Genomic DNA, 25298 nt, shown 5'->3' with positions numbered 1-25298 from the left:
GCCCGTCGTACGGGGGGAGACCGCTGCGGCGAGGGCCTACAGCACCGGCATCATCTTCCGCAGCTCGAAGGCGGTGACCTCCGAGCGGTACTCCTCCCACTCCTGCTTCTTGTTGCGCAGGAAGAAGTCGAAGACGTGCTCCCCCAGCGTCTCGGCGACCAGTTCGCTGCGCTCCATCAGGGAGATCGCCTCGCCGAGGTTCTGCGGCAGCGGTTCGATGCCCATCGCCCGTCGTTCGCCGTCCGACAGTGCCCATACGTCGTCGTCCGCGCCGGGCGGCAGTTCATAGCCCTCCTCGATGCCCTTGAGGCCCGCGGCCAGGAGCACCGCATAGGTCAGATAGGGGTTCGCGCCCGAGTCGATGGAGCGGACCTCGACGCGCGAGGAGCCCGTCTTGCCCGGCTTGTACATCGGGACGCGGATCAGCGCCGAGCGGTTGTTGTGGCCCCAACAGATGTACGAGGGGGCTTCGCCGCCCGCGCCCGCGCTGCGGGCCGAACCGCCCCAGATGCGCTTGTAGGAGTTGACCCACTGGTTGGTGACGGCGGAGATCTCGGCCGCGTGGCGCAGCAGGCCGGCGATGAAGGAGCGGCCCACCTTGGAGAGTTGGTACTCCGCACCGGACTCGTAGAAGGCGTTCCGGTCCCCCTCGAAGAGGGAGAGGTGGGTGTGCATCCCGGAGCCCGGGTACTCGCTGAACGGTTTCGGCATGAAGGTCGCCTGTACGCCCTGTTCCAGCGCGACCTGCTTCATCACCAGCCGGAAGGTCATCACGTTGTCGGCGGTGGAGAGTGCGTCGGCGTACCGCAGGTCGATCTCCTGCTGGCCGGGGGCGCCCTCGTGGTGACTGAACTCCACCGAGATCCCCATGGACTCCAGCATGGTGATCGCTTGCCGGCGGAAGTCCATGCCGACGTTCTGGGGGGTGTGGTCGAAGTAGCCCGAGTTGTCGGCGGGCACGGGTCGGCTGCCGTCGAGGGGCTTGTCCTTCAGCAGGAAGAACTCGATCTCCGGGTGGGTGTAGAAGGTGAAGCCCAGATCGGAGGTCTTGGCGAGCATCCGCTTGAGCACATAGCGGGGGTCGGCGAAGGACGGTGAGCCGTCGGGCATGAGGATGTCGCAGAACATCCGGGCCGTGCCCGGGGCCTCCGCACGCCAGGGCAGGATCTGGAAGGTGCCCGGGTCCGGCTTGGCGATCATGTCGGATTCGTACACGCGGGCGAAGCCCTCGATCGCGGATCCGTCGAAGCCGATGCCTTCGTCGAACGCCTGCTCAAGCTCGGCGGGGGCCACCGCGACCGACTTGAGGAAGCCGAGCACGTCGGTGAACCACAGACGCACGAAGCGGATGTCGCGCTCCTCCAACGTGCGGAGCACGAACTCCTGCTGCTTATCCATTGCCACCCAATCCTTCCACCCACTCATTGCTGGTCGAGCCGTCCGCTCCCGCGAGCATCCCATCCATGGGTTTCCGGCACATTGCGCACCAGCGCTGAGCCCCATTGTGGGTCAGGGGGCACCGCCGTACGACCCTGAGGGCGCCCGTGGCGGCTCCCGGGTGGTTCCGGCCACCTGGCGAAAGCTGTTTTGGCCGCCCCGTATGAGGTGCTCGGCGGGCTCGCTCGCTACGATCACGGCCATGGGGGGTTCGCGGCTCGACCTCATCACGCGTAGCACGCGTCCCGCGGCACTGCTGAGTGCCGTGGCGACGCTCCTCGGCGCGCTCGTCATCTGTCTGGGCCCGCTGACCGATCACCACGCTCCCGCGCCGGCCGCGGGCGATGTGCCACCGGCCTTCTCCTGCCCCTATGACAGCGGGGCCTGTGGATTGCTGCCCGAGGTCAGCGCAGCCGTACTGACGTCGCCGCCGCCGGACCACCCCGTCGACGCCGGCGAGCAGGGCGTCCGCCGTGACACAGCGCCCGCAGTCGATCGTTCGACGCGCTCAGGGGCGCTGGCGCGTGCTCCCGATCTGCACGTCCTTCAGGTGCTGCGGACCTAGTGCCCTCCTTTCGGGCCGGCCGGGGCAGACAACCCGACCGGGATCCGGAGGTGGGCCGCAACGGGTCCGCTCCCCCCACAGCTCCGCACACACCCCCATCGATCACCCAGTGAAGAAGGACGACACACCATGGCTTCCCGTAAGACCAGCGACGACCGCCGCGCCCGAATAGAGGCCATGCGCAAGGCCGACCAGTCCCGCGAGCGTCGCAATCGCATCCTCACCATCAGCCTCAGCGGCATCGTCGTCGCCTCGCTCATCGGCTTCGGCGTCTACGTGCTGGAGAAGGAGAACGACGAGCAGGAGCAGAAGGTCGCCCAGGCCAAGGAACCCATCAAGGACGAGAAGACCTGGGACGCCAAGAAGCTCGGCCGCACCCACGTCAAGGAGGCCGTCAAGTACCCCATGACGCCCCCGGTCGGCGGCGACCACCACCAGGCGTGGATGAACTGCAACGGTGACGTCTACAAGGAGTCGATCCCGAACGAGAACGCCGTGCACTCCCTGGAGCACGGCGCCGTGTGGGTGACCTACAACGACAAGGCCGCCAAGGCCGACGTGGACAAGTTGGAGAAGCGGGTCAAGGGCAACCAGTACACGCTGATGAGCCCGGTCAAGGACCAGGCCGGCCCGATCATGCTGAGTGCCTGGGGCAAGCAGCTCACCGTCGAGAAGGCGTCCGACTCGCGGGTGGAGCAGTTCTTCACCAAGTACGTGCTGGGCGAGCAGACTCCCGAGAAGGGCGCGGCCTGCACGGGCGGCCTGAGGAGCTAGTGAACGGGCGGTGATCGCAATGACACGTACGCATTGGGCCGCCATCGCGGCGGTCGTCCTGGCGCTGTTGTTCGCCGGGGCCGCGACGGTGGCTTCCGCGGGTGACGGCGGCGGCCCCCGGACGCCTGCGTCCGACTCCGCGGACGCGGGATTCGCCCGCGATATGTCGCTCCACCACCAGCAGGCGGTGGAGATGTCGTTCATCATCCGCGATCGCACCAAGGACGAGGGGATCCGTCGGCTGGCGTACGACATCGCCAACACCCAGGCCAACCAGCGCGGCATGATGCTGGGCTGGCTGGACCTGTGGGGGCTGCCGGTCACGACGACGGGCAGCGAGCCGATGGCCTGGATGTCACGGGGCGGCGGCGACCACAGCGGACACTCCGGGCAGCAGTCGGCCGGGGAGGGTTCATTGATGCCGGGGATGGCGACGAAGGCGCAGCTGGAAAGGCTCGGAACCCTCAGCGGCAAGGCCGCCGAGGTCGAGTTCCTCCAGTTGATGATCGTCCACCACAACGGTGGAGTGGCCATGGCCGAGGGCTGTGTCCGTCTGTGCACGGTGGCGCCCGAGAAGCAGTTGGCGCAGGGCATGGTCGACGCCCAGCGCTCCGAGGTGGAACTGATGGTGGACCTGCTGAAGGAGCGGGGCGCTCAGGTGCGTACCTGAGCCCTTTGCTCAATCACGGTCGTCCGCTCCGGAGAACCGCCAGGTGATCCGGGGCGGGCGGACCGCCGCGCACAGGGGCAGCCCCCGGTCGTCCGTCAGGGCGACATCGGTACGCACGGTGCCTCCCGCCGCCGCCTCGGGCGGAAGGTCGGCGAGGAAGAACTTCGCCCGTCGGAACATCGCGAACTCGCCCCCTGGGGGAAGCTCGCCCCAGGTCAGATAGATGAATCGGGATCCGCGAGGGCCCTGGACGTGCGGTCCCTTGAAGTCGGTGGTGCCGTCGGCGGCACCGACCGTCTCGACGGGGATGTCGAAGACCGTCTCGGCCACGTCCGCCGACACCAGTTGTTCGGGGTTCTTGCCCCGCTGGGTGCCCACATGGACATGGCGGTACTCGCCGCAGCTGCCGCCGGGCAGCTCATGGCCCCTGATCTGCAAGGTCAGCCGCGCCATTCCGTTCCCCTTCGTCGGTCCCACCCGCACCATATTCACCCATGTGGCCTACAGCGGTCGCGTACTCCCAATGGCCCCATGACGATGAGTTCGCCCGGACCTTCAGCTGCCCGCGCGGCAGCTGTGACGTACCAGGAGGCGCGAACGTCATGACCACCGCCAAGGACATCATGCACAGCGGGGCACAGTGGATTCCCGCACACGAGACCCTCGACCGAGCCGCGCAGCTGATGCGTGCCCACCATGTGGGGGCGCTGCCGATCGCCGATGCCAATGAGCGGCTCTGCGGCATTCTCACCGACCGTGACATCGTCGTGGGCTGCGTCGCCCTCGGCCACGATCCGGCCAAGGTGACCGCCGGTGAGCTCGCCAAGGGCACGCCGCGCTGGATCGAGGCCGACTCGGGGGTGGACGACGTCCTCCAGGAGATGGAGGTCCACCAGATCCGTCGACTGCCGGTGATCGAGGGCAAGCGGCTGGTGGGCATGATCAGCGAGGCGGATCTGGCCCAGCACCTCTCGGACGAACAACTCGCCGGGTGGGTGGAGCGGGTCTACGCCAGGGGCTGACCGGCGCCGCCCATGTCGAGCACCGCCCGGGCCACCGCGTCCGGGCGGTCCAGCATCAGCAGATGGCCCGCGGGCCCGATCTCGCGGTAGCGGGCGCCCAGTACGGTGGCGAGCCGCTGTTGCCGAGCCAGTCGGCGCCGTCCGCCCGTCGAAGCTGCGAGAACGGTGACGGGCACCCCGATGGGCAGGGGACGGCGTTCGCGCAGGGCGAGGAGTTCGACGGCGACCGCGCGGTAGTGCGCGTTCTCCAACAGCGCTCCTCGCAGGACGCGGGTCGTGGCGTAGCAGCGCCGTAGGAGTTCGCGCGGGGCCGGGTCGCCGCCCCCGGTACGGGCGAGGCGTACGGCCAGCCGGCGGGCGGTGGGGCCAAGGGCCGCGGGGACACCAACGGCACCGAGGGCGCTGCCCACGCCAAGGGCCGCTGCGCTCCGCAGTGCGGGGGCAGCCGGGGTGCGGACGCCCTCCTCCACGCTGGAGTCGACCAGGACCACGCCTGCGGTCATCGAGGGGTGGAGTCGGGCGAAGGCTTCGACGTGGAACCCGGCGATGGAGTGTCCGACCACGGTCACGCCGGTCCGGGGCTCATGGGCCGGGGGTCCCGTCGGGTCGAGCGCGCGCACGAGAGCCGCGATCCGGTGGGCCTCCCCGGCTAGCGAGGGCGGGACGAGTGCTGGGCCGCTCAGCCCGTGCCCAGGGCGGTCGAAGCGCACGACCGTGCGGTGAGGAGCGAGCAGGGGGACGACGGGGTCCCAATCGAACCAGGTCAGGCCGAGCCCGGCGCTGAGGACACAGAGCGGGCCGGAGCCCTCAACGCGTACGTGGTGGGGTACGCCGGCGATCCGGATCCACATCACGGCACCTCTTCCGCCCGTGGGCGAGGGGCCGCCGTCCGGGGCACTACCGCCGTACGAGAGGTTCCCCACCCGGTACGACCTCCGACGCTCGCACGTCGACGCACTGCTCTCGGCTTCACACGGTCTCACCTACGTCCAGCGGAGTTCGGGCCACGAGTCGATCGAGACGACCTCAGATCGGTGCACCTCGATCGTGAGCCGGACCGTCCACCACCCCTCGCAGGACACGCCGGGGTGCAGTGGGGCAGCCCCGACGCCCCTCTCTGACCTGACGGCCGGGGCGAGGCGGGCTAGATCAAGGATCTACTACCGGCCCCTTGATCCCCGCCCAACTCACGAAGCATGACGTGGAACGTGGGGGAATCCGGGAACGGTTGCACGCTGCCCACACGCGCATACCCCCACCGCTCGTACAGGCGCCGAACGCCGGGCTTGTGTGGCTCGACCATCAGCGTCACACGTTCCTCAGGACGGCCGGTCAAGAGGTCTTCGTGGATGGCCTGCGCTGTGCCGGTCTTCCTCCAGGGAGTCCGGACCATCAGCTCAAACAGAGCCAACGTCCGCGAACCGGTCTCCGTAGTGTCGAGCCCGGTGGCCGGGTCGGTCAGTCCCACCCACCAGCGGGGGGATTCCGGAAGCGGGGCAGCGTAGGCGTAGCCAATCGCCTGATCGCCGTCGTAGCCGACGACTGCGGTCCACCCGGGTCGGGAAATGTGACCCTGCAATCGCTCCTGGAACCGGTGCAGGGACAGGAAGGGTTCGGCGAGCCTGTCTGCGTATACCTCGGCGTAGGTGTCGACAAGTGTGTCTCGCACGGTGTCGACGTCCTGAAGTCCGAAGCGACGCAACGTCAGTGGAAAGTCAGTCATCAGTTCCTCTTCAGTCCGCGGCGCGAATTTGGTGGAGCCATTCGCGGGTGATTGAGGCGTCGGGTGCGGTGACCCGAAGTTGCTTGGTGAAGCCACCGAGCATGTGAGGAATGCGCCCGCTCTCTGTCGACCACGGCGGCGGAATCACGGTGGCAGCTGTAGCGCACGCCTGCTCGATGTCTCTCTGTCGTAGCTGCGCCTGCGCTGCGTGAACTGTGTAGTAGGCGCGGTTGCGGTGTTGTTCGGGGCGAAGTCCGGCGATGGAACGATGAAAGCGGGCTTCGGCAGCCTCCGGCTCGCCGAGGTGAAGGTGGGCGACTCCGAGCAGGCCGTCCAACTCGCTCCGGGTGTAGAACTCCATTGCGACCGGCCGGTGGGCTGCTAGATCTGCTCGACCGAAGGCAAGTTCCGCGCGGTCCAATGCTCGCCGCGCCCGGGCCGGCTCCTGCTTGGCCAACGTCACGGCGAGCCGCGCGTTGGTAAGGGAGGCGTATAGGGGATCCCTGCGGTGTACGGAGGTCAGAGCTGCGGCCTCGTTGGCCGCAGTGGCTTCGATCCAGTTTCCGCGCTGGATCGCCAGACTGGAAGCAAAGCGCCACACCTGATGCTGGACCAGCCCGTCGCGGGATAGCCCGGCCAGAGTCACAGCCGTCTCCATATGGCGGCCTGCCTGGTCCAACCGTCGTGAGTCGATCGCAGCCCATAAGGCGAGCGCACGGAAGGAAGCCGCCAGGGAGTAGAGCCGGCTGCGGATGCGCGTGGTAGCGCGACCGGTTGTCTGGAGGCTTACGGCGTGGTCGCTCAGGGCGACCGCCCTCCGTTCCAGCTCGGGTCCGCCGCCATTTTGGTCATCGAGTCGCAACAGGTTGCCCAGATCGTCTTGCAAGCGCTGCACATCGGTTGCACCCAGGGTGAAGGGGGCAGCGGAGGTGATTCCGGCAGCGAGTCCGGTACCGGCAGCGATGAACCTGCGGCGTTTCACAGGACCTCCCTCCTCGGACGGTTGCGGGCTGGGAGTCGACGAGGACTTGCCCCTGGGAATGAACCCTAGTTCGAGTGCGGTCAGGCCGGTGATCTGCTGAAGAGCGATTCGGGTGACGGTCTTGGGCCACCGGACCCTTCCGGCACGCCAGTCGCGCACCGTCGACCCATCGACGCCGCCAGGCTTCCCAGTGAGATCTCCGATGGCCCGATTGACCTGTTCTGCAAGCAAGTTGGAGCTGACCCCGTGATCAGTCATCCATGCGACAAGTTTCACATTTTGGGTCGGGAGCACTCGATGAGCGTAGAGGAATCTGGCTGCCAACAGAGGTAAAGCAGGGGTCAAATCGGCCTATCCGCAGGAGAGTTGAATTTCCCGTATCGCCCTCCCCGGCGACTCAGGTCATGCCGTTGAGTAGTCACGCGGACCCGCTCCGCAATCCGTACACCCTCATCACCTCCCCCTCGGGCTGACCTCTCCACTGCCCGTGACACCCGTTTTATCCGCATCTATCTCAGCGGATGGCAGCCGACCGCCTTACACACTTGCGGCGGCTGCTCCCGGACCGAGGAGCCCTCATGGACCCCTTGTCGGATGGCAAGATCACACAGCTAGTAGCCAGTGGCGGTCGTTCCTCTGGTCGCTGGATACTGGCCGCTGGCCCGTCGGAGCCGCAGGCGTCTCGGGAGTGGCAGGAGGTCGGGGCTGCTTGGCTGCGTCCCGGTGAGTTGTTCGGGGCGATCACTGTCCCGGCTGACCTGGTTCATGCCGCCATCGGTCTGGCGGAGCCGCCGAAGTGCGCGGCCCCGCTCGCCGAACTCCTTGAAGGGGGACCGGTCTTCTTCACTCAGGCCGGCTTCGGCCGGGGGCCGTCGTACACGGCTCTCGTACCGGCAGCCGCTGGAATGCGGTGGGCGATGGTCGGCACGATGGCGCACCCCCACCGGGCTTTGCTCCATGTCCCCGCACCTGACGTGCAGGAGCACCGGGACGAAGGCCCGTGGTGGGTGGTCCCTCCCAGCGGTCCCGGTGTGCTCTGCCCGCCCCACAGACTCACCGCCCTGGTCACCGTGGGGCAGAACGTCCTGAGCGGGTCGCACGATGCGGCAGGTCGAAGAGACAACACCACTGCGATCGCGGCCAGTCCCGTCTACACGGAGACTCTGCCGAGAGTTCCTGAGTCGGCGCGGAGCGCCCGTTGCCTCGTGTCCTCGGCGCTCAGCGCGTGGGGCTTGGAAAACGTGGCCGACGCGGCGCAGTTGGTGGTGTCGGAGTTAGTCGCCAACGCTTTCGTGCACGCGTCGGGGCCCCGGATTCGGGTGACCGTGACGAGGCAGGACCGGACGTCTGTGCGGGTGGCGGTGGTGGATGAGTCTCAGGCCCTCCCCCGTAGTCGAAGCGTGGGTGACCAGGCTGAATCGGGCCGGGGTCTGGCGCTCGTGGCTGCGCACTGCGGAGGCCAGTGGGGCGTGGAACTCCTGGACCAGGGTGGTAAGGCCATCTGGGCCATCGTTGCAGCCGGCGACCACTCCACGCCGCGGTGAGCGGGCTCCCCCAGCGTTCGTCGCGGAACGGTACGGGTTTTGAGGAGTGTTTCCTGTACTGGGCCGAGGTGGCCGCTGACTGTCTCCCCGAGCCTCCCGAGCCCAAGCCCATCTGTCTCGGTGCGTTCGTGACTCCGTATGCAGCGCGAGCGGTGCGGTGGCTGTGTGTGCAGGCGGAGCGCCTCGCCAACGGCCTGGATCCCGATCCCGACGTTCCGTGGTCGGCTGCGCTCTTCTCCGTCGACGCCCGGACAGCGCTCGATCTCGACCTCGGTGACGCGCCGACCCTGCTACGGGCCTGGATCGCGGATGAAGACGCTCGGCGCGAGATCGTGCAGGACCTCAAGGCCGGTCACGAGTTCTCCTTGGAAGCCGCTGACTGGACAGGTCGATACAAGCTGACGGCCTGGTCGTGGAGGGCTTCCGCCCAAGTCGACCTCAGCTCATTCGGTACCCCCTGGCCACGCATCGGAAGCCGTGACAACAGGACCCTCAGCTCACCGCGCTGAGTGACCTCCAGGCCCCCATGCCGCCCCCCACCCTCTCGACATCTCAGGACATGCCATGAACTCGCCCACCGGGGCCTTCAGCGACGCCCTCTCAGAAGTTGACCTCGCCATGCGCGAGCTGATCGAGGCCCTGAAGGCCCGTGGCCATTGGGCCCTCGTGGACCAGACCGCTTCAGAGTCGGTCACGGTGCATTTCCACTCCCCGATCCGATTCACCCTGGCAGGGGTTCCTGCCTACCCGCTGGACTGCGACGACGACCGCCGTACCTTGCAACAGGCCCTCCACAGGCAGGAGGTCAACGCGCAGATCACCGTCTCCCCCTGGTATGAACGGGGCCCCTTCCTCACCCTGGCCACCCCCGCCGACGCGCAGCGCTTGACCACGCTGATCTGGCAGGAGATGCCGGAGTCCGGCCTCCTCAAGCATCGCCTGGGCGCCGCCCTCCATGCTGCCGGCGTAGAGGTCAGCGACACGTGGATCAACGATCTGGGCATGGAGATCGGGACGATCAGCGCAAGCGACGCCCTCACCTTGATCACGGTTCTCGGGGGGAAGCATCCTCCCCGAGCCAACCCGGCCAACGGGCGAAACACCGAAGGGATCACGGACCGCCTCCGCGGCCGGCTCCGCCGCCTGGCCCCTCGGATCAAGGTCACCCCGCATCCGGCCTGCACCAGCTGTGTTCAAGACCGACCCCACCAGATCCGTATCGGCACGGCCACATTGGAGCAGATCAGCGACCTGATCGGCGCCATTGAGGCCGGAACCGAGGCACCAGAGCGCTCCTGCCGGCATCGTCCGGTGCTCCGGGCACGGGGCCGGGCCGGCGATGGTGCCTGATCCTCCGGGGTTGGTCGCCCGGGCACCGGACAACAGGCACCTGGGCCGTCGTCCGGTGCCCCGGCGAGCGGGCGGATGGGTACCAGGGCTGTCGTCGACACATGATCGCCTACCCATGGGTACGCGCTGTTCATATACCCGGTGGGGGTAAGATTCCCTGCATGGAACTGGGGAACGGCCGGCGGACGGGACAGCTGCTGCTGTTGGTCGCGCTGCTGTTCGGCCTCGCCACCATGCACACGGTGGGGCATCCCGCGCCGTCGAGCGCCACGGCCGCCCCCGAGCAGTCCCCGTACCCGACCACCTCGCACCCCACCGCCCGCTACGGCTCCCACGAGGTCGATTCCTCCGAGGACGGTTCCCATCAGGGCGCCGGACGGGGTCCGGTCTCCGGGCCAGGTGCGGCAGTGGCTGGCCCTCTGGTCGAAGGGGCGCTCGACCCGCCCCACCTGCCGTCGACGTCCGTACTGCCGGTGCAGCACGGTGCCAAGGACGCCCACGGCGGCGACCACGGGATGGATCCGTCCACGGTCTGTCTGGCCGTGCTCGCCGCCACCGGCGTCGTACTCGCCGTTACCGGCGACTGGTGGGAGCTGCCCGCGGCCACCCACCCCTCCGTGCGCGGTGTCGGCGTGCGGGCCGTCGACACCCTACGTCCCGCCCCACCGCCTCCCCGCACCCTCCTGGCCCAACTGTCGGTGCTGCGGACCTAGGCCGAGCCCTCGCCGTCCCCGCGGCGAACGCGCGTCCGTCCACAGCAGCTCCATCGACACACCACCACGAGGTGCACTCAGTCATGCGTTCACACATCACCCGCCGCTCCATGGTCGGAGCCTCCCTGGCCGTCGCCGGGACCGGAGTCCTCGCCGCCTGCTCGACCTCCGGTTCGGGCGGGGGCCACGCCGGGCACGGCGGCGGAGGGAAGGCCAGCGCCCCCGGCAAGACCCCGCAGGGCTTCGTCGCCCCCGACGGCCCCGAGGTCCGGGCCGCCGAGGCCAAGCGCGGTACGGGCCCCGAGCGGAAGGTCAAGCTCACCGCCGTGGCCACCCAACTCGACCTCGGCGGCGGCACGACCGTGCGCTCCTGGGCGTACGGCGACGACCTCCCCGGGCGGGAGGTCCGGGTGACCGCCGGGGACACGCTCGCCCTCACCCTCGCCAACCACCTCCCGCAGTCGACCTCGCTGCACTGGCACGGACTCGCGCTGCGCAACGACATGGACGGGGTCCCCGGACTGACCCAGCAGCCCGTCAAGCCCGGGGCGTCCTTCGACTACCGGTTCACGGTCGCGCACCCGGGGACGTACTGGTTCCACCCGCACTCCGGCGTCCAGCAGGACCGCGGGCTGTACGCACCGCTGATCGTCGAGGACCCCAAGGAGCCGCTGGCGTACGACAAGGAGTGGGTCATCGTCCTCGACGACTGGGTCGACGGGGTGGACGGCTCGACGCCGGACGCGGTGCTGGCGGAACTGAGCAAGGGCATGGGGGGCGGCGGCCACGAGGGGCACGGGGGCATGGCGCCCATGTCGCTCGACACCGAGGAGACGCCCGGCCCGGGGAAGGGACCGTCACGGATGATGATGGGCGCGAAGAGCGATCTGCTCGGCGGGGACGCCGGGGACGTGGCCTATCCGCACTACCTGATCAACGGGCGCACCCCCGAGGCGCCCACGTCCTTCAGCGCCCGTCCTGGCGACCGCATCCGACTGCGCATCATCAACGCGGGCGGGGACACCGCCTTCCGGGTGGCGCTCGGCGGCCATGAGCTGACCGTGACCCACACCGATGGCTTCCCCGTCCAGCACGCGAAGACCGATGCACTGCTGCTGGGGATGGGCGAGCGCTACGACGTCCTGGTCACCGCGGGCAGCGGGGTCTTCCCGCTCACCGCGGTCGCCGAGGGCAAGAAGGCCACCGCCCTGGCGCTCCTGCGGACCGGGGGCGGTGCGGCGCCGACCGCTTCGGTCCGGCCGAAGGAGTTGGACGGACGCGTGGTGAGCGCCGATGCCCTGCGCGCGCACGCCTCCGTCGCCCTGCCCGCGCGCAGTCCCGACCGTACGATCAAGATCAAGCTGACGGGCGGCATGGCGAAGTACGACTGGGGCTTCGACGGCCAGAGCTACTCACCCGAGCCCCGGCACGCGATCCGCTCGGGCGAACGGGTCCGCCTGGTCTTCACCAACCCCACCGCGATGTGGCACCCCCTGCATCTGCACGGACACACCTTCGCCCTCGCGAACAGGGCGGGCGGCGCCCGCAAGGACACCTCGGTGATCCTGCCGAACGGCAAGCTCACCGTGGACTTCGACGCGGACAACCCGGGGCTGTGGATGATCCACTGCCACAACGTCTACCACGCCGAGGCGGGCATGATGACGGCACTCGGCTACCTGAGGTGACACACCGCTGACGGGTCGTGTCGTCGAGCAGCCGCAGCCGGGCTTCGACGACACGACCAGGGCCGCTCCCGGGAACCACCCGCCACGCGAGGGCGTGGAGCGCCCCCCGCACCGCACGTGCGTGGGGCGTCCCACACCCTCCGCCCAGGACATCGCGTCAGAAAGACGATTACACTGGGGGGCGTGCCTCAACTACGTCTCGCCCTGAATCAGATCGACTCCACCGTCGGAGACCTCACCGCGAACGCCGAGGCGGTCGTGCGCTGGACCCGGCACTGCGCGGAGCAGGGGGCGCATCTGGTCGCCTTCCCCGAGATGGTGCTGACCGGCTACCCCGTGGAGGACCTGGCCCTGCGGTCGTCCTTCGTGGAGGCGTCCCGGGCCACCGTGCGGGCGCTCGCCGTTCGACTGAAGGACGAGGGCCTCGGCGAGCTTCCGGTCGTGGTCGGCTACCTCGACCGCTCCGAGCGCGCCCAGCCCAAGTACGGCCAACCGGCCGGAGCCCCGCGCAACGCGGCGGCCGTCCTGCACCGGGGCGAGGTGGTGCTCACCTTCGCCAAGCACCACCTGCCCAACTACGGCGTCTTCGACGAGTTCCGCTACTTCGTGCCCGGGGACACCCTGCCCGTCATCCGGGTGCACGGGGTGGATGTGGCGCTCGCGATCTGTGAGGACCTCTGGCAGGACGGCGGTCGGGTGCCCGCCACCCGGACGGCCAGCGCCGGGCTGCTGCTCTCCATCAACGCCTCGCCGTACGAGCGGATGAAGGACGACACCCGGCTGGAGTTGGTGCGCAAGCGCGCACAGGAGGCCGGATGCACCACCGCCTATCTGGCGATGATGGGCGGACAGGACGAGTTGGTCTTCGACGGGGACTCGATCGTGGTCGACGCGTCCGGCGAGGTCATCGCCCGTGCGCCGCAGTTCTCCGAAGGGTGCGTGGTACTCGATCTTGAGCTGCCCGCCGCCGGGAAGGCTCCGTTCGGAGTGGTGGACGACGGGCTGCGCATCGACCATGTGGTGCTCTCCGAGGACCCGCTGCCCGCCTATGAGGCCGAGGTCGCGGGCGGCTATGCGGAGCGTCTCGACGACGACGAGGAGATCTACTCGGCACTGGTCATCGGGTTGCGCGCCTACGTGGCCAAGAACGGTTTCTCCTCGGTGCTGATCGGACTCTCCGGCGGAATCGATTCCGCGCTGGTCGCGGCGATCGCCTGCGACGCGCTCGGCGCCCAGCACGTCTACGGCGTGTCCATGCCGTCCAAGTACTCGTCCGAGCACTCCAAGTCGGACGCGGCCGAACTCGCCCGGCGCACCGGTCTGAACTTTCGCACCGTCTCCATCGAGCCCATGTTCGACGCCTATATGAGCGGGCTGGCGCTGACCGGGCTGGCCGAGGAGAACCTCCAGTCGAGACTGCGGGGCACCACGCTGATGGCGATCTCCAACCAGGAGGGCCAGATCGTGCTCGCCCCGGGCAACAAGTCCGAACTGGCAGTGGGGTACTCCACCCTGTACGGCGATTCGGTCGGGGCGTACGGCCCGATCAAGGACGTCTACAAGACGACCGTCTTCCGGCTCGCTCGGTGGCGCAACCGCGCCGCTCACGAACGCGGGCAGACGCCGCCGATCCCCGAGGACTCCATCAGCAAGCCGCCGAGCGCGGAACTGCGGCCGGGCCAGATGGACACCGACTCACTGCCGGACTACGACGTACTGGACCGACTGCTGGAGCTGTACGTGGACCGGGACCAGGGCAAGGACGCGATCGTGGCGGCCGGATTCGACGAGGAGTTGGTGGCGCGGACCCTGCGGATGGTGGATCTGGCCGAGTACAAGCGGCGCCAGTACCCGCCGGGCACCAAGATCTCGGCGAAGGGCTTCGGCAAGGACCGTCGACTGCCCATCACCAACCGCTGGCGGGAGTCGACCTCGCACTGAGCCCGGGTCCCCGCGAATCACAGAACCACCGCCCACACGGCCCGGCGCCCCCGCGAATCACGGAACCACCGCGCACACGGCCCGGCGCCCTGACCGCTCACCGCGCCGGGCCGTGAGCCGGCTCAGAGTACGACGCGCGCCGCGATGGGCAGATGGTCGCTGTCGGTCCGCGGCAGGGTCCAGGACGACACCGGCTCGACCCCCTTCACCATGATCTGGTCGATGCGCGCCAGCGGGAAGGACGCCGGCCAACTGAAGCCGAACCCGTCACCGGCCGCGCCCTGGGTGGAACGCATCTGTGAGGTCACGGCGTTCAACGCGCGGTCGTTCATCGTCCCGTTGAGGTCCCCCAGCAGGACGATCTTCCCGATCCGCTCCTTGGCGATGGCCTCGCCGAGCGCATCGGCGCTGTTGTCGCGCTGGTTGGCGGTGAAGCCCGCATGCATCTTGACCCGTACGGACGGCATGTGGGCGACGTAGACCGCGACCTCGCCCTTGGGGGTCTGGACCGTCGAGCGCATGGCCCGGGTCCATCCCACCCTGATCTCCACGGGGGAGTTGTCGACCAGGGGGTACTTGCTCCAGAGGCCGACCGTGCCCTGCACCACGTGGTACTTGTAGGTCTCCGCGAGCGCCTTGCGATAGGTGGCCACCTGGCCCTGCGGCAACTCCTGGAGGGCGAGAACATCGGCGCCCGATGCGGCGACCTCCTTCGCCGTGCCGCTCGGGTCGGGGTTCTGCGCATTGACGTTGTGGGTCGCGACCATCAGATCGCCGCCCCCGGTCGACTTGTCGGTGAGCAGCCCGCCGAAGAGGTTGAACCAGACGACGGTCGGGAGCAGGAGGACGATCAGTGCGGTGGCCGAGCGGCGCCAGAGCGCGGCCACCAGCAGCAGGGGGATGAAGAGGAGTCCGAGCCAGGGCAGGAACGTCTCGTTCAACGAGCCCATGTTCCCGATCCGGTTGGGAACCTGGGCGTGAAAGATCATCAGCAGTGCGATGAACACTGCGGACGCGGCGACCAGCAGGCCGCGCCGCCAGATGTCACGGTCACCGCGCCAGCCGTCCAGCAGGTGCCGGGCTCGGGATCGGGATCGGGTGAGCCGGTCCCCCGGGTCGCCGCTCCCGGTCTCGGTCTCGTACGCCTGCACCATCAAGCCTGTCCTCACTGCCTTGCCCGCCGTCATTCCAGCCTCGACATCGACATTAGGCGATGACGGTACTGGTCTCACCGCCCTGGAGCGGCCGTACTGTCCCGATGACGATGGGGCAGCGGCGGTGGTTCCTTGTATTGGGCCTGGTAGGGCGGGTGTGACCGAAGACGCACACGTCAGATGTGCTCCGGCGCGGCGTGTCGCGCCGGAGCGCTCGGGCCCAACTCCCCGAACTGGCGGTGGCGATCCGGGTCGGTGGTCCCCTGGGGGCGAAGGGGCGGTCGTGTTGCCGAAGGCGGTGCGAAGTTGAAGATCCGGGGAGAGTTCGATGGGTGGGGCGCGTGGTGTGACAGGGCGTCAGGAGGAGGACCACCGCGGCGGACGGACGCCCGCGAGCACCGCATCCACGATCTGCTCCGCACTGTCCTTCGCCCAGACGACCTCGGGTCTGAGCACGGTGCGCACGAGGATCGGTCCGACGAACAGATCGCCCAGCAAATCGAAGTCGAGGTCGTCGCGGATCTCGCCGTCGGCGATGCCGCGACGCAGTACCTCGTCCATCTGGAGTCGCCGCGGAAGCACGGAGACCCGGTGGTGCATCTCCCACAGCCGGGGATAGCTCTGCATCTGTGCGAACACGCTGACGAGCAGCGCCGACGACCTCTTGGCGAGGCCGCGCCGGTGGATGCTCTCCATGAGAACGACCAGGTCGTCGCGGAGGGAGGTGCCGGGCAGGGGTGGGTCCTCGGGGTCCAGGGAGCGGACGACGTCGACGAGGAGGGCTTCCTTGCCTTCCCAACGCCGGTAGATGGTGGCCTTGCCGACGCCCGCCGTGCGGGCGATGCGCTCGATGGAGAGGTCGGAGAGGGGGATGCCCTCCTCGATCAGCCGCAGGGTGGCCTCGACGATGGCCCGCTCGGCCGCCTCGCTCCGGGGGCGGCCCCGTCGGACGGGTGGGTGCTCGGGCTCCGGGGCGGTGGGGGCACTCGGGCCCGTTGGGGCGATGGGGGCGATGGGGCCGGGCGGCGCGTCATCCCGGTCAGGGCCGGCTGCCCGATCGTCCTCGGTGCCTGACGCCGGTGGCGGAGTCCGCGAGCCGGCGCGATGCTCCTCGGGCCGCTTCTTCACGGGCACGTCCGCTCGCTCTCTGTCGGTCTGTCTTCCGCGCTGTCGGTCTGTCGGTCTTGTCGCGCTGCCGGTCTGTCGCGCTGCCGCTCTGCCGCTCTGCCGCTCTGCCGTGATCAGCGCCGCCGTCCGGGGCGCTCTGCCCCGTCCACTCGCCGATTGTCCCCGATGGGGACGCCCGCGGTGATCAGCGCTCGGCGGAAGGGGCCGTGGGCTGCGATGGGGTGCCCAGCACCTTTCGCTCGTGGTCCGCCGCAGGCGTGCCCTGGGGGTCGGGTGTGCGGTGGGCCTGGCCGACCACCACGGGAGCCGTCTCCGGATCCGTTGAAGACTGCCCGGTCGAGGGCCGTGGACGACCGGGCAGCCAGCGTAGGACGACCACGACCCCGAGCAGGGCGACCGCAGCCGCACAGACCGCGGTGAGGTGCATGGCGTCGATGAAGGCCGCGTTGGCGTGGTCGATCAACTGCCCGCCGGCCGGGCCCAACTGGTCGGCGACGGCGAGGCTCCCCTCGATCGACTCCCCCGCGGCGTGGCGGAGGCCGACCGGGAGGTTCGCCAACTCCCCCTCCATCTCCGCGCGGTAGCGGATGGAGAGCAGGGAGCCGAGCACGGCGACCCCGAGCGCCCCGCCGACCTGGCGGAAGGTGTTGCTGACCGCCGATCCCGAACCCGCCTTCTCCCGGGGCAGGGACTGCATCACAGCGGTGGTGACCGGCACGGTGATGTGCGACATCCCGACGCCCTGGACGAAGAGGGAGACCCCGAAGACCCACATCGGTGTCGACTCGTCGAAGAAGGCGAAGGACCCGAGTCCCACCGCGATCAGGACCAATGCCACCGCGCAGACCGCACGGGCCCCGAAGCGCGCGACGACCAGCCTGGCACGCGGTGAGAAGAACATCTGGGCGAGCGCGAGCGGCAGGACGAGGAGCCCGCACTCCAGGGCGCTGTAGCCGCGCACGCTCTGAAGGTAGAAGGCCGAGAGGAAGGTCACTCCCATCATCGCGAAGAAGACGAGGGCGATGGCGACCACGGAAGCGGAGAAGGCGGGCATCCGGAAGTAGTTCATGTCGATCGCCGGATGGGAGCTGCGCTTCTCGTGCCAGACGAAGGTCACCAGCACGGCGATGCCGCCGAGCACGGAGAGGAGCACGGTCGGCTCGGTGAAGTCGGCGAGTTCGCCGCCCCGGATGATCCCGTAGACCAGTAGCACCAGACCGACGATGGACAGGAGTACGCCGACGGGGTCGGTGCGCCCGGGCGCGGGGTCCTTGGATTCGGGCACCAGGACCGCCATGGCGATGAAGGCGACGATCACCACGGGCACGTTGACCAGAAAGATGGAGCCCCACCAGAAGTGTTCGAGGAGCACCCCGCCGGTGACGGGCCCGATCGCGATGCCGAGGCCGACGCTGCCCGCCCAGATGCCGATCGCCTTGGGCTGCTCGTCGCGCTCGAAGACGTGCATCAGGACGGCGAGGGTGGCGGGCATGACGAAGGCCGCGCCGAAACCCATCACGCCCCGGTACGCGATGAGCTCACCGGGCGAGGTGGAGAAGGCGGCGAGTGCCGATCCGACGCCGAAGACGACGATCCCGAAGAGCAGCACCTTCTTGCGGCCGATGCGGTCGCCGAGCAGACCAGCGGTGAAGAGCAGACCGGCGAACAGCAGTGTGTAGGAGTTGATCGCCCACTCCAGCTCGCCCTGGGTGGCTCCGATGCCGGTGGGGGCCGGGCTGGCGATGGTCTTGACGGCCACGTTGAGGATCGAGTTGTCGAGGACGACGATGATCAGGCTGAACGTCAGGACGGTGAGGATCGCCCAGCGGCGCCGGTGCACGGCCGCGGGTATGCGCGGCCCATCGCCCGACGCCACGGGGGCACCGAGGGGGCCGGACGATGGCTGCGGAGTCGGCATGGCGCCACCCTAGACTATTTTCGATACGATACCGTCTCGTATAGCAATTCTTTACTCGTCGGCGACGCTCACGAGTGGGCCCCCTTCCCCGCGAGCGACACGAAGTGCCACCATGGGAGGGATCCGGGGACGCCGTCAGGGTGCCTCGAGATGACGTAAGGAGCCGTTAGCCATGACGCTTCAGGCTGCCAACAAGCCCGCCGACAGCAGCAAGACGCTGTACGGCGGCAAGGGCACTCGCCGCATCACGGTCCATGACATCGCCGGCGCCAAGGAGCGCGGCGAGAAGTGGCCCATGCTCACCGCCTACGACGCGATGATCGCGTCCGTCTTCGACGAGGCCGGAATCCCGGTCGTGCTCGTCGGGGACTCCATGGGGAACGCTCACCTCGGCTACGAGACCACGGTCCCGGTCACCATGGACGAGATCACCCTGCTCTCCGCGGCCGTCGTACGCGGCACCCGGCGGGTCATGGTCGTCGCCGACCTGCCCTTCGGCTCGTACCAGGAGGGCCCGGTGCAGGCCCTGCGCAACGCAACCCGGCTGGTGAAGGAGGCGGGCGTCGGTGCGATCAAGCTGGAGGGCGGCGAGCGCTCGCTGGCCCAGACCGAGCAGATCGTGCAGGCGGGCATCCCCGTGATGTCGCACCTCGGTCTGACCCCGCAGTCCGTGAACACCATGGGCTACCGCGTACAGGGCCGCGGGGACGAGGCGGCCCACCGCCTGCTGCACGACGCGAAGGCCGCTCAGGAGGCGGGCGCGTTCGCCGTCGTCCTGGAGATGGTGCCCGCGCAACTCGCAGCCGAGGTCACGCGCTCGCTCCAGATCCCCACCATCGGCATCGGAGCCGGGCCCGACACCGACGCACAGGTCCTCGTCTGGACCGACATGGCGGGCCTCACCGCGGGCAAGGTGCCCCGCTTCACCAAGCAGTACGCCGATCTGCGCAGCACGCTGGGCGATGCCGCGAAGGCATTCGCGGACGACGTCGTCGGCGGCGCGTTCCCGCAGGAGGAGCACACCTTCCACTGAGCCAGCCCGGCCCACGAGCCATCCCGGTACAGACGACAGCCCGCCGATCCATCCCCCGTCGGCGGGCTGTCGGGGTGGTGGGCCCTCCCCGCCCTCCCTGCCCGGCCCCGTAGGCATCCGTCGGTGATCTGTCAGTGAGCTCGGTGAGCTGGCAGTGATCTCGGTGGGCTGTCGGTGATCTATCGGTGGGCTGTCGGTCGGGCCACCCATCGTGGTTCGCATGACGCACTACGACCGCAGCGACACTTCCCACCGGGACAAGGGCGCCCACACCGTCGAGGTGAGGGGCCTGGTCAAGCACTACGGCACGACCAAGGCACTCGACGGCGTGGACCTCGACGTCCCCGAGGGCACGGTTATGGGCGTGCTCGGCCCCAACGGCGCAGGCAAGACCACCCTCGTGCGCTGTCTGTCCACTCTCGTCGTCCCCGACTCCGGCACCGCCAGGGTCGCCGGCTACGACGTGGTGCACCAGCCGCACGAACTACGGCGCACCATCGGACTCACCGGCCAGTACGCATCCGTCGACGAGAAGCTCTCCGGGTGGGAGAACCTCCAGATGATCGGGCGGCTGCTCGACCTCTCCCGCAAGGAGGCCCGTGCCCGCGCCGACGCCATGCTGGAACGCTTCTCGCTCACGGACGCGGCCAGGAGGCCCGTCGTCCAGTACTCGGGCGGAATGCGCCGGCGCCTCGACCTCGCCGCCTCGTTGATCGGCCGGCCCGCCGTCCTCTACCTCGACGAACCCACCACGGGACTGGACCCCAGGACCCGCAACGAGGTCTGGGACGAGGTGGAGGGCATGGCGGACGAGGGTGTCACCGTCCTCCTCACCACGCAGTACATGGAGGAAGCCGAACAGCTCGCCGACGCCTTGACCGTCGTCGATCGCGGGCGGGTCATCGCCCACGGCGGTGTGGACGAGTTGAAAGCCAAGGTCGGCGGACGCACCCTGCACATCCGCCCCAGCGAACCCGAGCGGCTGCCCGAGATGGCTCGGGCCCTCACCGAGGCCGGCCTCGACGGCATCGCAGGAGTCAGTGTCGTCCCCGACGACCAGTTGGTGACGGTGCCGATCCTCAGCGACGCACAACTGACCTCCGTGATCGGCGTCCTGTCGGCGCGAGGCTTCGGCATCGCCCACATCTCCACGCAACTGCCCCGCCTGGACGACGTCTTCCTCTCCCTCACCGGCACCACCCCGCCGGCCGCCACCCAGCACGACTCGACCGACGCAGCCATCCCGGAGTACACCTCATGAACCTCGACACCTCCACCCGGCCCTCCAGCCCCACGAGGCCCATAGCGCGCAGCGCGGACGGTCGACTTCCGAAGGTGACCGGCAAGGTCCGCATCGGGCCCCGGGCCCATCTACGGCACATCGAAGCGCTGACGCGTCGAAATCTCCTCCAGATCAAGCGGGATCCGCAGTCGATGTTCGACGTCCTGCTGATGCCGATCGTCTTCACCCTGCTCTTCGTGTACGTCTTCGGCGGCGCGATCTCCGGACATGGCAACCAGGCCGACTACGTCAACTACGTCGTGCCGGGGCTCATGGCGATGATGGGCATGAGCATCGCCATGGCCGTGGGCACCGGCATCAACGACGACGTCAAGAAGGGGGTGATGGACCGGTTCCGGTCCATGCCGATCGCCCCGTCGTCGGTGCTCGTGGCGAAGATCGTCGTCGAGGTGGGCCGGATGGCGGTGGCCATGACCATCCTGCTGGCGATGGGCTTCGTCCTCGGCCTGGAGGTCCAGACCTCGTTCGCACACCTGCTCTTCGCGATGGGCCTGTCCATCCTCTTCGGGGCCTCACTGATGTGGATCTTCATCCTGGTGGGGCTCTCCCTGAACACCCCGCAGGCCGTACAGGGAATGGCCTTCCTGGTGTTCACACCGCTCCAGTTCGGTTCGTCCATCTTCGCCTCGCCGTCCACCATGCCCGACTGGCTGAAGACCTTCACCGACTACAACCCGCTCTCCAACCTCGCCGACGCGGCCCGTGCCCTGATCACCGGGGGCGAGTGGGCGAACTCGGTCTATTGGACGCTGGGCTGGGCGGCGGCGGTCACGCTCGTCACCGCGCCCCTGGCCGTCGCAGCCTTCCGCAAGCGGACCTGAGCCCGAGGAGCCCGGGCGGAGGTGTCCCGTGCCGGGACGGCCGACGTCCGGGCCTCCAGCAGCTTCCCCTGAGACGGCTAGGACGGGGTGACATCACGGTGCCAGGGCGACGGCCTCCTCCAGGGTGAGTTCGCCGCCCTGCGCACGGGCCGACTCGTACGCCTCGTCCCCCAGCAACGCCCGGATCTCCCGCTCGGCCGACTCCCTCGCCTCGCGCTCGTGGCGCAGCCGGAGGTAGCCCGGGGGCACCCGGGCGTCGGCGGCACCGATCAGCCGGGCCGCTTCCGCTGCCCGCTCGGGCCGGCCGCCGACGACCGTCCTGGCGAGCGTCACCAGATGCACCGGAACGAGCTGCGGGGCGACCAACATGCTCAGCCGTTCAGTCGCCCGCTCCAGGGCGGCGAGCGCTCTCGTCCGGGCGGATTCCCACTCCCCGTCGCCGATGTCGAGCCAGGCGAGGAAGCCGATCAACATGCCTTCGAAGATCGCCATGGTGTTGCGGCGGAACTGCTCGACCAACAGGATGACCTCGGCCCGCGCCTCGGCCCTGCGACCCGTCATCCCGAGCCAGACGGCCAGGTGGATGCGGGCAATGGCGGTCGACTCGTTGATCTCCCCGTCATAGGCGTCCAGTACCTCACGGGCCAACCGCTCACCGCGCTCGCCCTCGCCGATCTCGATCAGGATGCCGGCGAGCCGTCCCCTCAACACCGCCACCTGGATGGTGGCTCCGATCCGTTCGGCGTGGGTGATGGCGGCCCGGTAGTCCTCGGTCGCCAGATCGAACTCGCCCTTCCGTTCCCGGGTCTCGCCCCGGGCGGACAGCGCCTCCGACGCACCCCAGTCGTCCCCGAGGTCGATGAAGATCTTCCACGCCTCTTCGGCGTCTTCGGCGGCGCCCCCCGACAGATGGGAGCGGTGGGCGAGCAGCGCGGCCCGGGTGTGGAGCGCACAGGCCAACTCCCATGCGTAGTGCAATGCGCGACACGTCTCGACGGTCCGGTCGAGCATGGCCTTGAGCCGCTCCACGTCTTCCGTGAGCAGGATGGCGTAGAACCACAGGGCTCCCGGCACACGGCAGGTCTGTGGCAGGCCGGGCCGATAGACCCGGGTGATCCCCTGGAGCCGCTGCTGGTTCTCCGGGGTGCCCCACTCCTCCACCCCGTGGTCGACGAAGATCAGCCGTAGCACGGCCACCCCGCGGCGGGCCTCCTGGAGGAGTTCGGGCGGCATGGGCGGGGGCACGTCCGAGAACCGCTCGTAGACCGGGGGCGCGGGAGCGTACGGCGGCGCGAAGGGATCGGGCCCCAGCTCCGCGGCGAGCGCCGTCCAGTGGCGGGCTTCGGAGCGCAGATCACGGATCTGCCAGTACCAGGAGAGCGAGAGGACGAGGTGGAGCGTCTCCTGCTCGTCCTGCGCGAGCACGGCATGGCGCAGTGCGGTGCGGAGGTTCTCGTACTCCCGTTGGAAGGTCTCGATGGCGTCGCGCTGCCCGTGGCTGCGCAACAGCGGATCGGTGGTGCGGGCCAACTCACGGTAGTGGACGAGGTGACAGCGTTCGACGGGCGCCCGCTCGGCCGCTTCGTCGAGTCGTTCGGCGGCGTACTCGGCGACCGTCTCCAGCAGGCGGTACCGCATGTCTCCCCGGTCGGCGGGGGCGGCGACCACGAGCGACTTGTCGATGAGCGAACCCAACGCGTCGGCGACGGCCGTACCTCCTGCCATGCCGCGGGCCGCGGTGTCGGCCGAGGCGGCGTCATCCGCGCAGACGTCCTCGGCCGCGGTCAGCGAACAGCCGCCGGCGAAGACGGAGAGACGCCGCAGCACCGCCCGCTCGGAGTCGTCGAGCAGGTCCCAGGACCAGTCGACGACGGCACGCAGGGTCTGTTGGCGCGGCAGCGCGGTACGGCTGCCGTTGGCCAGCAGTCCGAACCGGTCGTCGAGACGTGCCGCGATCTGGCTCGGGGTCAGCATCCGCAGCCGGGCTGCGGCCAACTCGATGGCGAGCGGTAGACCGTCGAGACGGCGACAGATCTCGGCGCAGGCGTCCGCGTCGTCGTCGATGCGGAATCCGGGGCGGGCCGCCGCCCCCCGCTCGGCGAGCAGCCGCAGGGCCGTCGGCTGCGGCAGCGGTTCGACCGGGCGCACCAACTCGCCCGCGACGTTGAGCGGTTCCCGACTGGTGGCGAGGACGGTCAGCCCGGGGCACTCCTCCAGCAGCCGCTGGGCGAGGGTGGCCACGGCATGGACGACGTGCTCGCAGTTGTCGAGGACGAGGAGCATGCGGCGGCGGGAGCAGTGTTCGACCAGCCGCAGCAGGGGGTCGTCACCCCTGCGCAACTCCTCGACCCCGGCCGAGCGCAGCACGGTCTGTCGAGCCCCGAGGGCCGTCAGCACGGTCTCGGGGACGTCGTCGGGGTCGTCGACGGGAGCGAGTTCGACGAGCCAGACGCCGTCGGGCGCCTCGGCGACGACACCTTCGGCGGCCTCCGCGGACAGTCGGGTCTTCCCCGCTCCACCGGGCCCCAACAGGGTGACCAGCCGGGCCCTGGTCAGATCGGCCCGGATGGTCTCGATGTCGTGCTCGCGCCCCACGAAGGAGGTGAGCCGGGACCTGAGGTTCCCCGGGGCCCGCCCGCGCGTCCCTCCCGCGGTGCCCGCGTCGATCGCCCCTGTGGTGGCCTTCGGTGCGTTCGGCGCGGTACGGGGGGCTACGGCCGGCGGCACGTCCGGGCGCTCGCCGTGCGAGGTGAGCAACTCCGTGTGGAGCGCGCGCAGTGCAGGACCGGGGTCCGCGCCCAACCGGTCCGCGAGCCGGCGGCGGAACGTCTCGTACTCCGCGAGCGCCTCGGCCGAGCGGCCCGTGGCCCGCAGCGCCCGAAGGAACAGCAGTTGGAGCGACTCGTCGATGGGGTGCTCCGCGCTCAGTGCGGCCAGCTCTTCCAACGCCTCCCCCGCCCGCCCGAGGAGCAGGACCGCGGAGAGCCGCCCGCGTCGGACGTTCAGCAGGCGCGACTCCCAACGGGGCGACTCGGCGGCACGCAGCGGAAGGTCGGCGAGCAGTGCGCCCTGCCAGAGTGCGAGGGCCTCGTCGAACAGTGTGATCGCGGTCCCGGGCTCGCCGAGTTCCAGCGTCCGGGCGCCCTCCCCCGCGATCCGTGCGAAGCGGTACAGATCGATGTCGTCAGGGTCCGCGCGCAGTCGGTAGCCGCCCTCGGTCGAGACGATCGCGTCCCGACCCAGCACCCGCCGCAGCCGTCCGACCAGGGCTTGCACCGCGCCCGTCGCGTCCATGGGCGGATCGCCGGCCCACACTTCGTCGACGAGCACACCGGTCGGGACCGCACGGCCCGGTCGCAGTGCCAACACGGTCAGCAGGGCGCGCAGTCGCGCCCCGCCGACGGAAACGGGCGTCCCGTCGTCCCGGAGTGCAGAGGTGTTGCCGATCAGCCGATAGCGCACCCGGCCATTGTCCCCGGTCCGGGTGACCGCCCGCCCGCCAGGAACCGACCCGCACCCGTCGGTCGTTGCC

The 25298-nt window shown here is 69.4% G+C and carries 22 protein-coding genes; 13 read left to right on the top strand and 9 right to left on the bottom strand.

The annotated features are described in order from the left end of the window. Window positions 1-36: 36 nt before the first annotated feature. Window positions 37-1398: a glutamine synthetase family protein gene (locus ACFXJL_RS26630; protein WP_329017836.1), complete on the bottom strand. Its 1362-nt coding sequence runs from the start codon at window positions 1396-1398 to the stop codon at window positions 37-39. A gap of 241 nt (window positions 1399-1639) precedes the next feature. Here ACFXJL_RS26630 and ACFXJL_RS26625 point away from each other — a divergent pair, with 241 nt between their 5' ends. The 3 genes from ACFXJL_RS26625 (at window position 1640) to ACFXJL_RS26615 (ending at window position 3446) form a co-directional block, all read left to right on the top strand. Continuing rightward, complete coding sequence (locus ACFXJL_RS26625; RefSeq protein ID WP_358879440.1) at window positions 1640-2002, top strand: hypothetical protein; 363 nt, start codon at window positions 1640-1642, stop codon at window positions 2000-2002. Window positions 2003-2131: 129 nt separating this feature from the next. Continuing rightward, the gene (locus tag ACFXJL_RS26620; protein ID WP_358879439.1) at window positions 2132-2776 is read left to right on the top strand and encodes a DUF3105 domain-containing protein; all 645 of its coding nucleotides are present in this window, start codon (window positions 2132-2134) and stop codon (window positions 2774-2776) included. Window positions 2777-2795: 19 nt separating this feature from the next. Continuing rightward, window positions 2796-3446, top strand: a complete 651-nt coding sequence (locus tag ACFXJL_RS26615) for a DUF305 domain-containing protein (RefSeq protein ID WP_384696423.1) — start codon at window positions 2796-2798, stop codon at window positions 3444-3446. A 9-nt stretch (window positions 3447-3455) separates the two neighbouring features. Here the strand turns inward: ACFXJL_RS26615 and ACFXJL_RS26610 are convergent, their stop codons facing one another. Beyond that, window positions 3456-3899, bottom strand: a complete 444-nt coding sequence (locus ACFXJL_RS26610; protein ID WP_384634499.1) for a DUF5990 family protein — start codon at window positions 3897-3899, stop codon at window positions 3456-3458. 149 nt (window positions 3900-4048) lie between these two features. On the opposite strand from ACFXJL_RS26610, the gene ACFXJL_RS26605 reads away from it, so the two are divergent. Continuing rightward, window positions 4049-4468, top strand: a complete 420-nt coding sequence (locus ACFXJL_RS26605) for a CBS domain-containing protein (protein WP_358879436.1) — start codon at window positions 4049-4051, stop codon at window positions 4466-4468. On the opposite strand, the gene ACFXJL_RS26600 is transcribed toward ACFXJL_RS26605, so the two are convergent. The 3 genes from ACFXJL_RS26600 to ACFXJL_RS26590 all read right to left on the bottom strand — a co-directional run bounded on the left by ACFXJL_RS26600 (window position 4453) and on the right by ACFXJL_RS26590 (window position 7173). Next, window positions 4453-5319, bottom strand: a complete 867-nt coding sequence (locus ACFXJL_RS26600; protein ID WP_384696418.1) for an alpha/beta fold hydrolase — start codon at window positions 5317-5319, stop codon at window positions 4453-4455. The two genes, ACFXJL_RS26605 and ACFXJL_RS26600, sit on opposite strands and share 16 nt — an antisense overlap. A gap of 293 nt (window positions 5320-5612) precedes the next feature. Further along, window positions 5613-6191 (bottom strand): GNAT family N-acetyltransferase, encoded by a 579-nt coding sequence (locus ACFXJL_RS26595; protein ID WP_384696415.1) that lies wholly within the window; start codon window positions 6189-6191, stop codon window positions 5613-5615. Window positions 6192-6201: 10 nt separating this feature from the next. Further along, complete coding sequence (locus tag ACFXJL_RS26590; RefSeq protein ID WP_384696413.1) at window positions 6202-7173, bottom strand: hypothetical protein; 972 nt, start codon at window positions 7171-7173, stop codon at window positions 6202-6204. Window positions 7174-7751: 578 nt separating this feature from the next. Here ACFXJL_RS26590 and ACFXJL_RS26585 point away from each other — a divergent pair. The 6 genes from ACFXJL_RS26585 to ACFXJL_RS26560 all read left to right on the top strand — a co-directional run bounded on the left by ACFXJL_RS26585 (window position 7752) and on the right by ACFXJL_RS26560 (window position 14409). After that, the gene (locus ACFXJL_RS26585) at window positions 7752-8717 is read left to right on the top strand and encodes an ATP-binding protein (RefSeq protein WP_384696410.1); all 966 of its coding nucleotides are present in this window, start codon (window positions 7752-7754) and stop codon (window positions 8715-8717) included. A gap of 128 nt (window positions 8718-8845) precedes the next feature. Then, window positions 8846-9226, top strand: coding sequence for a hypothetical protein (locus ACFXJL_RS26580; RefSeq protein WP_384696407.1), 381 nt, complete (start codon window positions 8846-8848; stop codon window positions 9224-9226). A 55-nt stretch (window positions 9227-9281) separates the two neighbouring features. Beyond that, window positions 9282-10067 (top strand): hypothetical protein, encoded by a 786-nt coding sequence (locus ACFXJL_RS26575; RefSeq protein ID WP_384696404.1) that lies wholly within the window; start codon window positions 9282-9284, stop codon window positions 10065-10067. Window positions 10068-10228: 161 nt separating this feature from the next. Beyond that, window positions 10229-10780: a hypothetical protein gene (locus ACFXJL_RS26570; RefSeq protein WP_384696401.1), complete on the top strand. Its 552-nt coding sequence runs from the start codon at window positions 10229-10231 to the stop codon at window positions 10778-10780. A gap of 83 nt (window positions 10781-10863) precedes the next feature. After that, the gene (locus ACFXJL_RS26565; protein WP_384696399.1) at window positions 10864-12468 is read left to right on the top strand and encodes a multicopper oxidase family protein; all 1605 of its coding nucleotides are present in this window, start codon (window positions 10864-10866) and stop codon (window positions 12466-12468) included. 183 nt (window positions 12469-12651) lie between these two features. After that, the gene (locus tag ACFXJL_RS26560; protein ID WP_384696396.1) at window positions 12652-14409 is read left to right on the top strand and encodes an NAD+ synthase; all 1758 of its coding nucleotides are present in this window, start codon (window positions 12652-12654) and stop codon (window positions 14407-14409) included. 122 nt (window positions 14410-14531) lie between these two features. Here ACFXJL_RS26560 and ACFXJL_RS26555 read toward each other — a convergent pair whose 3' ends face one another. The 3 genes from ACFXJL_RS26555 to ACFXJL_RS26545 form a co-directional block, all read right to left on the bottom strand. Continuing rightward, window positions 14532-15563 (bottom strand): endonuclease/exonuclease/phosphatase family protein, encoded by a 1032-nt coding sequence (locus ACFXJL_RS26555; protein WP_358879425.1) that lies wholly within the window; start codon window positions 15561-15563, stop codon window positions 14532-14534. Between the two features lie 357 nt (window positions 15564-15920). After that, a complete protein-coding gene (locus tag ACFXJL_RS26550) occupies window positions 15921-16568 on the bottom strand; it encodes a TetR/AcrR family transcriptional regulator (protein WP_358879483.1) in 648 nt (215 codons plus the stop codon). A gap of 307 nt (window positions 16569-16875) precedes the next feature. Further along, window positions 16876-18609, bottom strand: a complete 1734-nt coding sequence (locus tag ACFXJL_RS26545; RefSeq protein WP_384696392.1) for a DHA2 family efflux MFS transporter permease subunit — start codon at window positions 18607-18609, stop codon at window positions 16876-16878. A 172-nt stretch (window positions 18610-18781) separates the two neighbouring features. Here ACFXJL_RS26545 and panB point away from each other — a divergent pair, with 172 nt between their 5' ends. The 3 genes from panB to ACFXJL_RS26530 all read left to right on the top strand — a co-directional run bounded on the left by panB (window position 18782) and on the right by ACFXJL_RS26530 (window position 21766). Then, entirely contained in the window at window positions 18782-19642 is an 861-nt protein-coding gene (panB, locus tag ACFXJL_RS26540) for a 3-methyl-2-oxobutanoate hydroxymethyltransferase (protein WP_384696390.1), read from the top strand. 220 nt (window positions 19643-19862) lie between these two features. Further along, a complete protein-coding gene (locus ACFXJL_RS26535) occupies window positions 19863-20903 on the top strand; it encodes an ATP-binding cassette domain-containing protein (RefSeq protein WP_358879422.1) in 1041 nt (346 codons plus the stop codon). Continuing rightward, complete coding sequence (locus ACFXJL_RS26530; RefSeq protein ID WP_384696387.1) at window positions 20900-21766, top strand: ABC transporter permease; 867 nt, start codon at window positions 20900-20902, stop codon at window positions 21764-21766. The genes ACFXJL_RS26535 and ACFXJL_RS26530 overlap by 4 nt, the downstream gene beginning before the upstream one ends. 93 nt (window positions 21767-21859) lie before the next feature. Here ACFXJL_RS26530 and ACFXJL_RS26525 read toward each other — a convergent pair whose 3' ends face one another. Beyond that, window positions 21860-25228, bottom strand: a complete 3369-nt coding sequence (locus ACFXJL_RS26525) for a BTAD domain-containing putative transcriptional regulator (RefSeq protein WP_384696384.1) — start codon at window positions 25226-25228, stop codon at window positions 21860-21862. Window positions 25229-25298 lie beyond the last annotated feature (70 nt).

It is taken from the genome of Streptomyces sp. NPDC059256 (assembly GCF_042753785.1).
Classification (GTDB): Bacteria; Actinomycetota; Actinomycetes; order Streptomycetales; family Streptomycetaceae; genus Streptomyces.
The sequence above is the reverse complement of the archived record's forward strand: the minus strand, read 5'-3'. Positions and strand labels throughout refer to the sequence as shown.

Coding starts and splice junctions, on each gene's coding strand:
- ACFXJL_RS26555 (WP_358879425.1), bottom strand. CDS start 15,563: ATGGTGCAGGCGTACGAGACCGAGACCGGGAGCGGCGACCCGGGGGAC.
- ACFXJL_RS26630 (WP_329017836.1), bottom strand. CDS start 1,398: ATGGATAAGCAGCAGGAGTTCGTGCTCCGCACGTTGGAGGAGCGCGAC.
- ACFXJL_RS26615 (WP_384696423.1), top strand. CDS start 2,796: ATGACACGTACGCATTGGGCCGCCATCGCGGCGGTCGTCCTGGCGCTG.
- ACFXJL_RS26595 (WP_384696415.1), bottom strand. CDS start 6,191: ATGACTGACTTTCCACTGACGTTGCGTCGCTTCGGACTTCAGGACGTC.
- ACFXJL_RS26620 (WP_358879439.1), top strand. CDS start 2,132: ATGGCTTCCCGTAAGACCAGCGACGACCGCCGCGCCCGAATAGAGGCC.
- panB (WP_384696390.1), top strand. CDS start 18,782: ATGACGCTTCAGGCTGCCAACAAGCCCGCCGACAGCAGCAAGACGCTG.
- ACFXJL_RS26570 (WP_384696401.1), top strand. CDS start 10,229: ATGGAACTGGGGAACGGCCGGCGGACGGGACAGCTGCTGCTGTTGGTC.
- ACFXJL_RS26575 (WP_384696404.1), top strand. CDS start 9,282: ATGAACTCGCCCACCGGGGCCTTCAGCGACGCCCTCTCAGAAGTTGAC.
- ACFXJL_RS26605 (WP_358879436.1), top strand. CDS start 4,049: ATGACCACCGCCAAGGACATCATGCACAGCGGGGCACAGTGGATTCCC.
- ACFXJL_RS26585 (WP_384696410.1), top strand. CDS start 7,752: ATGGACCCCTTGTCGGATGGCAAGATCACACAGCTAGTAGCCAGTGGC.
- ACFXJL_RS26530 (WP_384696387.1), top strand. CDS start 20,900: ATGAACCTCGACACCTCCACCCGGCCCTCCAGCCCCACGAGGCCCATA.
- ACFXJL_RS26545 (WP_384696392.1), bottom strand. CDS start 18,609: ATGCCGACTCCGCAGCCATCGTCCGGCCCCCTCGGTGCCCCCGTGGCG.
- ACFXJL_RS26610 (WP_384634499.1), bottom strand. CDS start 3,899: ATGGCGCGGCTGACCTTGCAGATCAGGGGCCATGAGCTGCCCGGCGGC.
- ACFXJL_RS26600 (WP_384696418.1), bottom strand. CDS start 5,319: ATGTGGATCCGGATCGCCGGCGTACCCCACCACGTACGCGTTGAGGGC.
- ACFXJL_RS26535 (WP_358879422.1), top strand. CDS start 19,863: ATGACGCACTACGACCGCAGCGACACTTCCCACCGGGACAAGGGCGCC.
- ACFXJL_RS26625 (WP_358879440.1), top strand. CDS start 1,640: ATGGGGGGTTCGCGGCTCGACCTCATCACGCGTAGCACGCGTCCCGCG.
- ACFXJL_RS26565 (WP_384696399.1), top strand. CDS start 10,864: ATGCGTTCACACATCACCCGCCGCTCCATGGTCGGAGCCTCCCTGGCC.